The 12,576-nt window shown below is 65.3% G+C and carries 10 protein-coding genes; 5 read left to right on the forward strand and 5 right to left on the reverse strand.

The features are described from left to right. Window positions 1-4: 4 nt before the first annotated feature. Genes FQ746_RS05160 through FQ746_RS05180 form a run of 5 tightly spaced genes read left to right on the forward strand, consistent with a single transcriptional unit; the run spans window position 5 to window position 5,884 of the window. Window positions 5-928 (forward strand): homocysteine S-methyltransferase family protein, encoded by a 924-nt coding sequence (locus tag FQ746_RS05160; RefSeq protein ID WP_144107847.1) that lies wholly within the window; start codon window positions 5-7, stop codon window positions 926-928. A 36-nt stretch (window positions 929-964) separates the two neighbouring features. Further along, complete coding sequence (locus tag FQ746_RS05165; protein WP_144107848.1) at window positions 965-2,542, forward strand: ABC transporter substrate-binding protein; 1,578 nt, start codon at window positions 965-967, stop codon at window positions 2,540-2,542. Continuing rightward, the gene (locus FQ746_RS05170; RefSeq protein ID WP_144107849.1) at window positions 2,527-3,546 is read left to right on the forward strand and encodes an ABC transporter permease; all 1,020 of its coding nucleotides are present in this window, start codon (window positions 2,527-2,529) and stop codon (window positions 3,544-3,546) included. The genes FQ746_RS05165 and FQ746_RS05170 overlap by 16 nt, the downstream gene beginning before the upstream one ends. Continuing rightward, window positions 3,543-4,331 (forward strand): ABC transporter permease, encoded by a 789-nt coding sequence (locus FQ746_RS05175; RefSeq protein WP_144107850.1) that lies wholly within the window; start codon window positions 3,543-3,545, stop codon window positions 4,329-4,331. The genes FQ746_RS05170 and FQ746_RS05175 overlap by 4 nt, the downstream gene beginning before the upstream one ends. Continuing rightward, the gene (locus FQ746_RS05180; RefSeq protein WP_144107851.1) at window positions 4,328-5,884 is read left to right on the forward strand and encodes an ABC transporter ATP-binding protein; all 1,557 of its coding nucleotides are present in this window, start codon (window positions 4,328-4,330) and stop codon (window positions 5,882-5,884) included. Before FQ746_RS05175 ends, FQ746_RS05180 begins: the two co-directional genes overlap by 4 nt. Before the next feature lie 49 nt (window positions 5,885-5,933). Here the strand turns inward: FQ746_RS05180 and FQ746_RS05185 are convergent, their stop codons facing one another. The 5 genes from FQ746_RS05185 to glcD form a co-directional block, all read right to left on the reverse strand. After that, window positions 5,934-8,105: a malate synthase G gene (locus tag FQ746_RS05185; protein WP_144107852.1), complete on the reverse strand. Its 2,172-nt coding sequence runs from the start codon at window positions 8,103-8,105 to the stop codon at window positions 5,934-5,936. Window positions 8,106-8,220: 115 nt separating this feature from the next. After that, window positions 8,221-8,622 carry a heme-binding protein gene (locus tag FQ746_RS05190; RefSeq protein ID WP_144107853.1) on the reverse strand — a complete coding sequence of 134 codons (402 nt, stop codon included), beginning with the start codon at window positions 8,620-8,622 and terminating at the stop codon, window positions 8,221-8,223. A 19-nt stretch (window positions 8,623-8,641) separates the two neighbouring features. Further along, a complete protein-coding gene (gene glcF / locus FQ746_RS05195) occupies window positions 8,642-9,886 on the reverse strand; it encodes a glycolate oxidase subunit GlcF (protein WP_144107854.1) in 1,245 nt (414 codons plus the stop codon). Window positions 9,887-9,908: 22 nt separating this feature from the next. Then, window positions 9,909-11,021 (reverse strand): glycolate oxidase subunit GlcE, encoded by a 1,113-nt coding sequence (gene glcE / locus FQ746_RS05200; protein ID WP_144107855.1) that lies wholly within the window; start codon window positions 11,019-11,021, stop codon window positions 9,909-9,911. Beyond that, window positions 11,021-12,520, reverse strand: a complete 1,500-nt coding sequence (glcD, locus tag FQ746_RS05205; RefSeq protein ID WP_144107856.1) for a glycolate oxidase subunit GlcD — start codon at window positions 12,518-12,520, stop codon at window positions 11,021-11,023. Before glcD ends, glcE begins: the two co-directional genes overlap by 1 nt. Window positions 12,521-12,576 lie beyond the last annotated feature (56 nt).

A 12,576-nucleotide genomic window follows, 5' to 3' on the forward strand; every position in this document is an offset into this window, starting at 1 on the left:
GCCAATGGCACTACGTATTCTGGATGGCGGCATGGGCCGTGAACTCTTGCGCATCGGCGCGCCGTTCAAACAACCCGAGTGGTCGGCGCTGGCGCTGATCGAAGCGCCGGACTATGTGCGTACCGCACATGACTCGTTCGTGCGGGCAGGCGCCGATTTCATCACGACCAACTCTTACGCGGTGGTGCCGTTTCATATCGGCGAAGCGCGCTTTGCCGCCGACGGCGAGCGCCTCGCGGCACTCGCGGGGCAACTCGCGCGCGATGCCGCTAACGCCAGCGAGCATCCGGTGCAGGTAGCCGGCTCGTTGCCGCCGGTGCTGGGTTCGTACCGTCCCGATCTGTTCGATGCCGAAGCGTCCGCGCCGCTCCTGCGCGCGCTGGTCGACGGACTGTCGCCCTATGTCGACGTGTGGCTCGGCGAGACGCTCAGTTCGACCGCCGAAGCGCAAGCCGCGCATCGCGCGCTGAATGGCGACCCGCGTCCGCTGTGGCTGTCGTTCACATTGGACGATACCGCCGATATCGATGCGATCGTCAAGGGTGAGCTTGCTCCCACGCTGCGCTCGGGCGAGAGCATCGAAGCGGCGCTGGCCGTCGCGGTGTCGCTCGGTGCGAAGGCATTCCTGTTCAATTGCAGCCAGGCGGAAATAATGGAGGCGGCCGTGCGTCTCGCGCGTGCGGCGCGCGATGCGCGCGGCGTCGATCTCGAACTCGGCGTGTATGCGAATACCTTCGAACCGCAACGCCAGCGCGGCGCGGCCAACTCGGGCCTGAGCGCGCTTCGCGACGATCTGCAACCGGACGGTTACGCCGTGTTTGCCCGCCGCTGGGCGGATGCGGGCGCGTCGATCATCGGCGGTTGTTGTGGCATCGGGCCGGAACATATCGCATTGCTCTCTACTGCCGTACGCGCCGAATTCAACTGATCGCGCGTGACCTCCTCACTTTTTCTTTGGTCCTCCATGCAAGCCGATAAATCAGGCGACACGTCCTTGTCCGCCGAAGAGCGCGCCCGTCGCCGCTTCCTGCAACGCGCCGGTTCGACGGCGGCCGCCTTGTCCGCGACCTCCCTTTTGGGGCCGCGCGCTTTCGCGGCCGGGACGCCCAAACGTGGCGGCCATCTCGTGATCGGCAGCGACACGGCATCGAGCAGCGACCGGCTCGATCCGGCGTTCTATTTCGAAGAGTTCATGTATCTCGTCGGCCGCCAGGTCTTCAATACGCTGACCGACCTGAACGACGACGGCTCGCTGCGCCCCGGGCTCGCGGTGAGCTGGGACAGCCGCGACAACGCGCAGACCTGGATCGTCAAGCTGCGCAGCGGTGTGCAGTTTCATAACGGCAAGGTGCTCGAACCCGCCGACGTCGTGTATTCGCTCGACCATCATCGCGGCAAGGATTCGCAATCGGCGGCCAAGGCTTACCTCGACCCCGTGAAGGAAATCGCCATTACCGGCCCGTTGGAACTCACGTTCAAGCTCGCTTCACCGAACGTCGATTTTCCTTATCTTCTTGGCGACGTGCATTTCGGCATCACGCCTAAGGGCGCGGATTTCGATAAGGGCATTGGCACGGGCGCGTATGTGCTCGAAAAATTCCAGCCGGGCGTGCGCGTGCTGACGCGGCGCAATCCGAACTACTGGGACCCGACGCGCGGTTTCGTCGACACGGTCGAAACCGTTGCGTACAACGACAGCGCCGCGCGCGTTGCGGCATTGCTGAGCGGCTCGGTGCATCTGATCAACCGCGTCGAACCGCGTCTCGCGAAACGTCTCGACACGGTGTCGTCGATCCATCTATACCGGGCGCGCGATACCAACAACATCCTGTTCCCGATGCTGGCCGACCAGGCGCCGTTCAACAACAACGACGTGCGCACCGCGCTGAAATACGCGATCGATCGCGAGCAGTTGCGCACGTCGCTGCTGGGCGGCTATGGGTCGGTCGCCAACGACAATCCGCTGTATCCGTCGAACCGCTTCTATACGACCGACGTTCCGAAGCACGCCTACGACCCGGACAAGGCGAAGTTCTACTGGAAGAAATCCGGCGCGACGCAGCCAATCGTTCTAACCGCTGCGGATGGCGCGACCTTCGCGGGTGCCGTGTCGGCCGCCGAGTTGTATCAGAACTCGGCGACCCGGGCTGGCATTCCGTTCAAGGTCAACCGCGTGCCCGCCGACGGTTACTGGACCCAGGTCTGGATGAAGCAACCGTTCTGCGCGTCGTCGTGGGCGAACCGTCCGACTGCGGACGCGTATCTGTCGATGATCTGCGTGACGGGCGCGCCGTGGAACGAGTCGCGCTGGAGCAACCCGGCTTTCGACAAGCTGGTCGCCGCGGCGCGCTCGGAGAGCAACGACGCACGCCGCAAGCAGATCTATCACGACATTCAGGTGCTGTACGTCGAACAGGGCGCGTCGGTTATTCCGCTTTACCAGGATTCGCTGGTGGCGACCCGTTCGAACCTGAAAGGCTATAGCGACATACCGGGCGAGGTGGGTTCGCGCGCCGCGGAAAAAGTATGGTTCGCGAGCTGAGCGCGGCGGGTCGCGTTGGCCGGCGCGCGCGGGCGACTTCTGGCGGTCGCGCGCTGCTGTTGGGGTTGTTCGTCAGGCGGGTCGTGCAGGGCATCCTTACCCTGTTTGCGGCCGTCACGCTGATTTTTGCCGGCACGAACCTGTTGCCGGGCAATATCGCCGCAACCATACTCGGGCAGACCGCGACGCCGTCGGCGGTGCACGCGATGGAGCGCGAACTCGGGCTCGACCAGCCGGTGCTGGTCCGCTACGGTCGCTGGCTCGGCAATCTCGCGCATGGCGAGTTCGGCGATAGCTATACGACGCGCGCGCCGGTCGGGCAGGCCGTCGCGCCGCGTCTGTTCTACACGCTGGTGCTCGCTGCGAGCGCGGCGTTCATCGCGGTGCCTTTATCTCTCGTGCTGGGCATGCTCGCGGTGCTCAGGCGCGGCGGTTGGCTCGACCGTTGCATCGTCGCGGGCATGCGGCTCTCGGTGGCGCTGCCGGAGTTCTTCATTGGCTATCTGCTGATCGCGTTGTTCTCGGTCTCGTTGCAGTGGCTGCCGAGCAGTGCGGCCGATGCCGGGTCCGGTTCGCTGGGCGCCTGGTTCACGAGTCTCGCACTGCCTTGTGCGACGCTGGTGCTCGCCATACTCGGCCACATGACCAGCATGACGCGCGCAGCGCTGCTCGACGTGATGGCGCAACCGTTCGTCGAAATGGCACAACTCAAAGGCTTGCCGCCGCGTCGCGTGATCGTGCGGCATGCGTTGCCGAATGCGATTGCGCCGATCGTCAGCATCGTCGCGCTGAATCTCGCGTATCTGACCGTGGGCGCGGTGGTGGTCGAAACCATCTTCGTTTATCCGGGACTGGGGCAATACATGGTGGATAGCGTCGTCAAGCGCGATGTGCCGGCGGTGCAGGCTTGCGGTGTGGTGTTCGGCGCGCTGTATGTCGGCCTCAATCTGCTGGCCGATCTCGTTTCGATTGCCGCGAACCCGCGTCTGAGGCATCCGCGATGAAGCGCGCACCTTATCTGTCTTTCGCGTTCCTGCTGCTGTGCGGGTTACTCGTCGTGCTCGCACCGTGGGCCGCACGCCATGGCGTGAACGACGTGGTCGGCGGCAACTGGGACGGCCCGTCGTCGCAGGCGTGGCTCGGCACCGACAACCTCGGCCGCGATGCGTGGTCGCGGCTGATTTACGGTACCCGCACGACGCTCACGCTCGCGGCGCTTTCCACGTTACTGGCGTTCGCCACCGGCGGCGTGGCCGGCCTGCTTGCGGGCGTACTGGGCGGCAGGCTGGACGGTTTGCTGTCGCGCGGCAACGACGTGCTGATGTCGATTCCCACGCTGATCTTCGCCCTGGTGGTGCTGGCCGTCGTCCCGCCGGGTGCGGTGACGGTCTGCCTCGTGGTCGCCGCGCTCGAAGCGATGCGGATTTTTCGCGTGGCCCGGTCGCTGGCCGCCGGTATCGCGGCGCTCGATTACGTCGAAGTGGCGCGTTTGCGCGGCGAGGGCAGTCTCGTGCTGATCTTTCGCGAGGTGCTCCCAAATATCGCACGGCCCCTGGTGGCCGAATTCGGTTTGCGGATCGTGTTCGCGGTGCTGCTCATTTCGACGCTGTCGTTTCTGGGTCTCGGCCTGCAACCGCCCGCGACCGACTGGGGCAGTCTCGCCAAGGAAAACAAGGACGGCGTGTTGTTCGGCGTGTGGGCCGCGTTGATTCCGGGCGCGGCGATCGGCCTTTTGAGCCTGAGTATCAACGCCGTGCTCGACTGGCTGGCGCATCGGGGACGCGCATGACGGACATCGTGGTCGAAGCGGTACAGGTGTCGGTGGAAGCGACCGGCGCGAACGGACAGACGCGCCGCGTGCTCGACGAGGTCTCGTTCTCGCTCGCGCGTCACGGCGTGCTGGGCGTGATCGGCGAATCGGGCGCGGGTAAGTCGACGCTCGGGCTCGCGGTGTTGGGGCACTTGCGCAGCGGCTTGCGCGCCGCCGGCGGCAAGCTCCTGCTAGGTGGCGACGACATGCTGACGGTGTCCGAACCCCGCGCGCGGGAATTACGCGGCAAGCGCATCGCTTATGTGGCGCAGTCGGCATCGTCGGCTTTTGCGCCATCGGCAACGCTGCTCGATCAGGTGATCGAAACGGCGGTCGTTCGACGCTCGATGACGAAGCGCGATGCAACGGCGCGCGCGATCGAACTGTTCGAACTGCTGGGCTTGCCCGATCCGCAGCGGTTTGGCCGGCGTTATCCGCATCAGGTGTCGGGCGGCCAGTTGCAGCGCGCGATGACGGCCATGGCGCTGTGTACCTCGCCCGAAGTAGTGGTGTTCGACGAACCGACTACCGCGCTCGACGCGGCCACCCGCGATCAGGTGCTCGCAACGATCGCGCACGCGTTGCGCGCGACCGGTACGGCGGCGATTTATATCAGCCACGATCTGCCGGTGGTGGCGCGGCTGGCCGACCAGCTGCTGGTGCTGCGCGACGGTCGGACGGTCGAATACGGCGCGACGCGCGAGATCGTCGCGGCGCCTCGAGATGCCTATACGCGACGCCTGCTCGCAGTGTCGCTGGCGCAGCGCGAAGCGCAGGCCGCGGCGCCTGCCGGAGCGCCCGCTTTAGCGGTGCAAGGCGTCTTTGCCAGTTACCGCAACGGCGCGCGGGTGTTGAACGACGTCTCGTTCGACATTCAGGCGGGCCGCACGCTCGCCGTGACAGGCCGGTCCGGCTCGGGCAAGTCCAGCCTCGCGCGCGTGGTGACGGGCTTGTTGAGACCTCAGCAGGGCAGCGTATTCGTCGACGGTCAACTCATGCCGGCCCGGTTCGAGGATCGCAGCCGCGAACAGCTGCGCGCGGTGCAACTGATTCATCAGCTACCGGACATCGCATTGAATCCGGCGCAGACGATTCGCGAAGCAATCGGCCGTCCGCTGACGTTCTATTTTGGTCTGCGCGGCGAAGCGCGCGAGCGGCGTGTCATGGCGCTCGCGGAGCAGGTGGAGTTGAGTGCGGATCTGCTCGACCGCTATCCGCATCAACTGTCGGGTGGACAGAAGCAGCGCGTCTGTATTGCGCGCGCGTTCGCCGCGCAGCCGAAGGTGCTGGTGTGCGACGAGCCGACTTCGGCGCTCGATCCGCTGGTTGCGCAGAGTGTGTTGCGATTGTTCGTCAGCTTGCAGCAGGCTTCCGGCATTGCGATGCTGTTCATCACGCATGACGTGGAGAACGTGCGGGCGATGGCGGATGCGGTGCTGTCCATCGACGAAGGTCGTGCGCAGTATGTCGACGTCGCGCAAGCCGATGCTGTCCCGTCCGATTCTCCGCACGCGGCCGTCGTCGTTCAATAAAAAACGGGCGCCGCAAACCACGCGGCGCCCGTTCTTCCAGTCGGGCTTATCAGCCCTTCTTCACTTCCAGCCGGAACTTGTGCAGCAACGGTTCCGTATAGCCGCTCGGCTGCTGGCGTCCTTCGAACACCAGCGCTTGTGCAGCCTTGAACGCGATGCCGTCGAAGCCCGGCGCCATCGGCCGATACTGCGGGTCGCCGGCGTTCTGGGCGTCGACCACCGCGGCCATCCGCCTGAAGGTCTCCTCGACCTGCTCGCGCTTCACCACGCCGTGATGCAGCCAGTTGGCAATGTGCTGGCTGGAAATGCGCAACGTCGCGCGGTCTTCCATCAGGCCGACATCGTGAATGTCCGGCACCTTCGAGCAACCGACGCCCTGGTCGATCCAGCGCACCACGTAGCCGAGAATGCCCTGCACGTTGTTGTCGATCTCGCTGCGGATTTCGTCCGCGCTCCACTTTGCCGATTCGACCACCGGAATGGTCAGCAGGCCATCCAGCAGTTCGTCACGCAGCTTCGCGTAGTCGGTGCGCTCGAGTTCCTGCTGAACCGCCTGCACGTCGATCTGGTGATAGTGCAGCGCGTGCAGCGTGGCGGCAGTGGGCGAGGGAACCCATGCGGTGTTGGCGCCGGCCTTCGGATGGGCGATTTTCTGTTCGAGCATCGCGTGCATCAGGTCCGGCATCGCCCACATGCCCTTGCCGATCTGCGAGCGGCCGCGCAGGCCCGCGCTCAGACCGACCAGCACGTTGCTGCGTTCGTATGCGGCAATCCAGGCGCTCGACTTCATGTCGCCCTTGCGCATCATCGGGCCCGCTTCCATGGCGGTGTGCATCTCGTCGCCGGTGCGGTCGAGGAAGCCCGTGTTGATGAACGCGACACGCTCGGACGCTTCGCCGATACAGGCGAGCAGGTTGACGCTGGTGCGGCGCTCCTCGTCCATGATGCCCATCTTGATCGTGTTGCGCGGCAGCTTCAGCAGGTCTTCGACGCGCGCGAACAGCTCGCTCGCAAACGCGATTTCCGCCGGGCCGTGCATCTTCGGCTTCACGATATAGATGGAACCGGTGCGCGAATTCAACTGGTGCTTGCGGTCGTGCAGCGCGCACAGCGATGTGATGACGCCGTCGAGAATGCCTTCGGGAATCTCGTGACCGTCTTTGGTGAGAACCGCCGGATTGGTCATCAGGTGACCGACGTTGCGGATGAACAGCAGCGAGCGGCCATGCAGCTTGACCGGCGTCGAACCGTCCGCGCCGGTGTATTCGCGGTCGGCATTCAGACGGCGCGTGAAGGTTTTGCCGCCCTTGGTGACTTCTTCGGTCAGCGTGCCGTTCATCAGGCCGAGCCAGTTGCGGTACAGCAGGACCTTGTCGTCCGCATCGACGGCGGCGACCGAGTCTTCGCAGTCGATGATCGTGCTGACCGCCGCTTCGACCAGCACGTCTTTCACGTGCGCCGAGTCGGTCTTGCCGATGGAATCGTTCGCGTCGATCTGGATTTCGAAGTGCAGGCCGTTGTGCTTGAGCAGCACGGCCGACGGTGCGGTGGCGTCGCCCTGATAGCCGATGAATTGCGTGGGCGTCTTCAGTTCGGACTGGCCGCTTTTCAGCGTGACGACGAGCTTGCCATCGGCTACCGCATAGCGGGTCGCGTCGGCGTGCGAGCCGTTAGCGAGCGGCGCAGCCTGATCGAGAAATTTGCGTGCATACGCGATGACCGCGGCGCCGCGCACCGGGTTGAACGCCTTCTGCTTCTCGGCGCCGTTGCTTTCGGGAATGGCGTCCGTGCCGTACAGCGCGTCGTACAGGCTGCCCCAACGCGCGTTTGCGGCGTTCAGTGCGTAGCGCTGGTTCGACAGCGGCACCACCAGTTGCGGGCCGGCCTGTTCGGCGATTTCGGTATCGACGTTCGCGGTGGTGGCCTTTACGCTGGCCGGCACCGGCACGATATAGCCGATGCCTTCGAGAAACGCACGATACGCGTGCAGGTCGCGCACCGGACCCGGGTTGGCGCGATGCCAGTTGTCCAGTTCGGTTTGCAGACGGTCGCGCTCGGCCAGCAGCGCGCGGTTTTTGGGCGCCAGCTCGTGCACGAGGGCGTCGAAACCCGACCAGAATGCGGCGCTGTCCAAACCGGTGCCGGGCAGGGCTTCGGTTTCGACGAACTGGTCGAGGTTGGCGGCGACTTGCAGTCCACCGCGCGGGTTCATCTGAGTCATCGACTGCTCCATCTCTGATAGGTCGAACCGCCGAGGGGGCGACGGTCCGTGTTTGCTTCGTTATTGTCGTCGCTTCGAATGACCGAAGCGCTGTCGGTCTGCCGTCAACCTGCGTTTAGGCGATGGCCTGGATACCCGCCCTGGCGATCTGCGCGTCCTGATCCGCCTTCACGCCCGACACGCCAACGGCGCCGACCACCTGGCCGTCGACGATCACCGGCACGCCGCCTTCCAGCGTGCCTTGCAGCGGCGCGCTCAGGAATGCCGTGCGGCCGTTGTTGATCATGTCTTCGTACAGCTTGGTCTCGCGGCGGCCGAGCGCGGCAGTGCGGGCTTTTTCCGTCGCGATGTAGGAGCTGGCCGGCGCGCTGCCGTCCAGACGCAGCAAGCCGAGCGGATGGCCGCCGTCGTCCGTTACCACGATCGCAACGGCCCACTGGTTCTTGTCGGCTTCCGCGCGGGCGGCTTCGAGGATCCTGGTGGTTTCGGCGACGGTCAAGACGGGTTTGCTGAGCATAATGAATTTCCTGTTTCGTTTATGGTAGGGATGCTTCTACAAGTTCAATCCAGTGACTCACCGGCGTGCGGCCGGCGCTGTCCAGATGAGTCTGACAACCGATGTTGGCCGTGACGATCAGTTCCGGCCTGCCGCTTTCCAGCGCATCGAGCCTGTTGCTGCGTAAGGTCTGCGCAAGCTCGGGTTGGGTGATCGAATACGTCCCGGCCGAGCCGCAGCACAAATGCGCATCGGGCACCGCGGTGAGATCGAAGCCGAGCTTCTGCAACACCGACTCGACCGCGCCGCCCAGTTTCTGCGCATGCTGCAGGGTACACGGGCAATGAAACGCGATCTTGCGGGGAGCCGTAGCGGTCTCTTCACTCGACTGCGGGTTCGACCGCAACGCGTCGAGAGGTTCCGCGTTCAGCACCTCGACGAGATCTCGGGCCAGCCTGCTAACCCGCTGCGCTTTTGACGCATAGTGCGGGTCGTCGCGCAACAGATGCCCATATTCCTTCACGAATGCGCCGCAGCCGCTCGCCGTTTGCACGATGGCTTCGGCGCCGGCTTCGATGGCGGGCCACCACGCGTCGATATTGCGGCGTGCGCGCGCGAGGCCAGTCTCCTGCGCATTCAGATGATAATCGGTCGCCCCGCAACAGCCAGCCTGCTTCGCATTGACGATACTGATGCCGAGCCGGTCGAGCACGCGGGCGGCGGCCGCGTTGGTGTTCGGTGACAGCGCGGGTTGCACGCAGCCTTCCAGCATCAGCATTTTGCGCGGATGCCGCGGCGCCGGCCGTGGCTTCGGGCTGGCACTCCGCCGGGGGATTTTACGTCCAAGCGCGGCCGGAAGAAACGGTCGCATCGCGCGGCCGGTTTTCAGGAGCGCGTCGAACACCGCCGGATGCGGGATCACGCGGCGCAAACCCTCGCGCAAAAGACGCGCCGACGCGGGCCGCCCGATCCGCTTTTCGAGCTCCGCGCGGCCGATGTCGAGCAGCGCGTGATAGGTGACACCCGACGGACAGGTGGTTTCACAGTTGCGGCAACTGAGGCAGCGGTCGAGGTGCAACTGGGTTGTCTGCGTGACCGGTTCGCCTTCCAGCATCTGCTTGATCAGATAGATGCGCCCGCGCGGACCGTCGAGTTCGTTGCCGAGCAACTGATATGTCGGGCAGGTCGCATTGCAGAAGCCGCAGTGCACGCAGGAGCGCAGGATCTGCTCGGCTTCGTCGGCGCGCGACAGGGTTTTGGCGGCGTCGCTGAGATTGGTTTGCATGATGGGTTTCGCCTTCGAGACTTCACAGGTCCGCGTACAGACGGCCGGGGTTGAAGAGGCCGTGCGGGTCGAGTTGCTGTTTGAGTTGCCGGTGGAAACGCAGCAGCGGCGCGGGCAGTGGGGTGAAGGGTTCGTGGTTGGGCCCGGACTGACTGCTCGAACCTGCACCCACGCCATAGCACGTGGCATGACCGCCCGCGGCGTGCGCGATCTGCCTGAGCGTGGCGGCGGGCGCATCGCTTTTCAGCCAGCGTTGCGCGCCGGCCCAGTCGAGCAGGCAATCGCCGGGCAGTGCGACGAGCGGCGACGCGTTCGGCAACGACAGCCGCCAGAGCGGACGCGGGTCGTCGAAAAACGCCAGCCGATGATCGCGCAGATCGTCCCAGAAGCGCGGATCGAGTGGCGTGCCGCCGATCCGGTCTTTCGCGGACGCCACCGATCCCTCACCACCTTCGAGCCGCACATGCAGGCGGCCGTCGATATGACAGGCGGCGCTCACCGGCAGCACCGCGCGCCGCCACGCGGACAACTCGCGCAGCGCTTCACTCGCGTCGAGTTCCAGCGCGAGACTGTGGCTCGCGCGCGGCCTGGGCAGCACTTTCAGCGAAACCTCGGTGATCAGCCCCAGACAGCCGAAGCTGCCGGCCAGCAGACGCGAGACGTCGTAGCCCGCGACGTTCTTCATCACTTCGCCGCCGAAGCGCAGATGTTTCGCCTCGCCGCTGATCAACCGGCAACCGAGCACGAAGTCGCGCACCGAGCCGGACCAGGGCCGGCGCGGGCCGGCGAGACCCGCGGCCACCATGCCGCCGACGGTGGCGTTGCCGCTGCCAGGCTCGCCGCTCGTGCCGAACGACGGCGGCTCGCACGGCAGCATCTGCCCGGCGGCGTCGAGCGTGGCGTTCAGTTCGGCGAGCGGCGTGCCGGCGCGCGCGGTGATGACGAGTTCGGTCGGGTCGTAGCTCACCACGCCGCGATGCGAACGCGTATCGAGCGGCGTGCCGTGCACAAGACGGCCGAGAAAGGCCTTGCTATTGCCACCGCGGATCGAAAGCGGGGTGTGGTTGGCCAACGCCTGCGACACTTCGTCGACGAGACGGGCGCTGTCGTCCATCGAGACCGGTTCGATACGCATTAAAAACGCTCCAGTTCGGGAAACGGCAACGCGCCGTGATGCACGTGCATCGACCCGAATTCGGCGCAGCGGTGCAGGGTGGGGACGTTTTTGCCGGGATTGAGCAGGCCGTCCGGGTCGAAGGCGGCTTTGAGCGCATGGAAAAAGCTCAGCTCGTCGCCGTTGAATTGCGCGCACATCTGGTTGATCTTCTCGCGGCCCACGCCGTGTTCGCCGGTGATGCTGCCGCCGACCGCGACGCACAGTTCGAGAATCTTCGCGCCGAGTGCTTCGGCGCGTTCGGTTTCACCGGTTGCGTTCGCATCGAACAGGATCAGCGGATGCATGTTGCCGTCGCCGGCGTGAAAGACGTTGGCCACTTTCAGGCCGTATTCGTTCGACAGCGCTTCGATGCCCTTGAGCACGCGCGGCAATTCGCGACGCGGAATCGTGCCGTCCATGCAGTAGTAATCGGGCGATACGCGGCCGACCGCGGGAAACGCGTTCTTGCGGCCGGCCCAGAAACGCTGCCGCTCGGCTTCGTCTTTCGCGAGCCGGATATCGGTAGCGCCGGCCGCGCGCAGCAGCGCGTCGACGCGCGCCACGTCTTCGTGAACATCGCTCTCAGCGCCGTCGACTTCGCAGAGCAGAATCGCTTCGGCATCGACCGGGTAGCCGGCGTGGATGAAGTCTTCGGCGGCGCGGATGGCGAGGTTGTCCATCATTTCGAGGCCGCCCGGTATCACGCCCGCGCCGATGATCTGCGCGACTGCCGCGCCGGCTTTTTCGATGTCGTCGAAACTGGCGAGCAGCACCTTCGCGCTTTGCGGCCGCGTCAGCAGCTTCACGGTGACTTCGGTCACGATGCCGAGCATGCCCTCGGAGCCGGTGAAAAGCGCGAGGTAATCGAAGCCGGGCGCATCGAGCGCGTCCGAGCCGAGCGTGATGCGCTCGCCATCGATGGTGACGATCTCGAGCTTGAGAATGTTGTGAACGGTCAGACCGTATTTGAGGCAATGCACGCCGCCGGCGTTTTCCGCGACGTTGCCGCCGATCGAGCAGGCGATCTGCGAGGACGGATCGGGCGCGTAGTAGAGGCCGTGCGGCGCCGCGGCCTGAGAGATCGCGAGGTTGCGTACGCCCGGTTGCACGCGCGCGATGCACGCTTCGGGGTCGACGTCGAGAATGCGGTTAAAGCGCGCCATCACCAGCAGAATGCCTTTTTCGAGCGGCAGCGCGCCGCCGGACAAACCGGTGCCGGCGCCGCGCGCGACGACCGGAATCCGGCGGGCGTGCGCAAATTTCAGCAAGGCCACGACCTGGTCGACGTGATCGGGCAGTGCGACGAGCATCGGCGTGGTGCGATAGGCGGCGAGGCCATCGCATTCGAATGGGCGCAGCGCTTCGCGTTCGTGCAGGAGTTGCAACTCGGGGATGGCGGCGCGTAATTGCGCGACGACGGTGGCTTTGTCGTGCGTGGCAATCGGGCCGTCGACGCTTTCGTCGTACTGGTAGCTCATGGGCTCGTCTCCAGACGCCGCGCTGACTTTGGATGTTATCTGCCCGTGGGGCACGG

Origin of the sequence: Paraburkholderia sp. BCC1886 (genome assembly GCF_900996245.1) — a bacterium.
Classification (GTDB): domain Bacteria; phylum Pseudomonadota; class Gammaproteobacteria; order Burkholderiales; family Burkholderiaceae; genus Paraburkholderia.

Coding starts and splice junctions, on each gene's coding strand:
- FQ746_RS05160 (WP_144107847.1), top strand. CDS start 5: ATGGCACTACGTATTCTGGATGGCGGCATGGGCCGTGAACTCTTGCGC.
- FQ746_RS05165 (WP_144107848.1), top strand. CDS start 965: ATGCAAGCCGATAAATCAGGCGACACGTCCTTGTCCGCCGAAGAGCGC.
- FQ746_RS05170 (WP_144107849.1), top strand. CDS start 2,527: ATGGTTCGCGAGCTGAGCGCGGCGGGTCGCGTTGGCCGGCGCGCGCGG.
- FQ746_RS05175 (WP_144107850.1), top strand. CDS start 3,543: ATGAAGCGCGCACCTTATCTGTCTTTCGCGTTCCTGCTGCTGTGCGGG.
- FQ746_RS05180 (WP_144107851.1), top strand. CDS start 4,328: ATGACGGACATCGTGGTCGAAGCGGTACAGGTGTCGGTGGAAGCGACC.
- FQ746_RS05185 (WP_144107852.1), bottom strand. CDS start 8,105: ATGACTCAGATGAACCCGCGCGGTGGACTGCAAGTCGCCGCCAACCTC.
- FQ746_RS05190 (WP_144107853.1), bottom strand. CDS start 8,622: ATGCTCAGCAAACCCGTCTTGACCGTCGCCGAAACCACCAGGATCCTC.
- glcF (WP_144107854.1), bottom strand. CDS start 9,886: ATGCAAACCAATCTCAGCGACGCCGCCAAAACCCTGTCGCGCGCCGAC.
- glcE (WP_144107855.1), bottom strand. CDS start 11,021: ATGCGTATCGAACCGGTCTCGATGGACGACAGCGCCCGTCTCGTCGAC.
- glcD (WP_144107856.1), bottom strand. CDS start 12,520: ATGAGCTACCAGTACGACGAAAGCGTCGACGGCCCGATTGCCACGCAC.